The organism is Cupriavidus basilensis (assembly GCF_029335485.1).
Classification (GTDB): Bacteria; Pseudomonadota; Gammaproteobacteria; order Burkholderiales; family Burkholderiaceae; genus Cupriavidus; species Cupriavidus basilensis_E.
Window position 1 is genome coordinate 1 of the sequence record NZ_JARJLM010000436.1, and the last position, 548, is coordinate 548.

At 68.2% G+C, this 548-nt stretch carries 1 protein-coding gene; it reads right to left on the minus strand.

What is annotated here, in order from left to right; translation table 11 throughout:
* Nucleotides 1–548 (minus strand): ammonium transporter (locus P3W85_RS26130; RefSeq protein ID WP_430869622.1); only part of this gene is annotated, 548 nt, incomplete at both ends.

Sequence of the window (548 nt, forward strand, 5' to 3'; positions counted from 1 at the left end):
GCCCGCTCGCCCTGGAGCCCGACGACGCTCGCTTCGCGCTCCGTCTCGCGCGGCATGACGAGCGTGCCGCTCCACATATCGTCCACCCGCTCGCCGTGCAGCACGACGTCCAGGCCTTCGCGCTCATCGTCCGCGCTCACGCGCAGGCCCATCGTCATATCGATCAGCTTGAGCAGGATGAAACTGGCGGCGCCGCTGTACACCAGCGTCGTCGCCACGCCTTTCAATTGCAGAACCACGCTGCCGTCGGCGCCGCCGATCTCCTTCACGGCAAACACGCCGGTCAGCACGGCGCCGACGATCCCGCCGATGCAATGCACCCCGAATGCATCGAGCGAATCGTCATAGCCAAGCATGCGTTTCAGCGCCGTGGCCGCCCAGAAGCAGATCACGCCAGCGGCCACGCCGATCACCAGCGCGCCGCCGACGCCGACGAAGCCCGAGGCCGGCGTGATCGCCACCAGGCCTGCCACCGCCCCCGATGCAATACCCAGCACCGACGGCTTGCCCTTGCTCAGCCATTCGGCGAACATCCAGCCCAGCGCGGC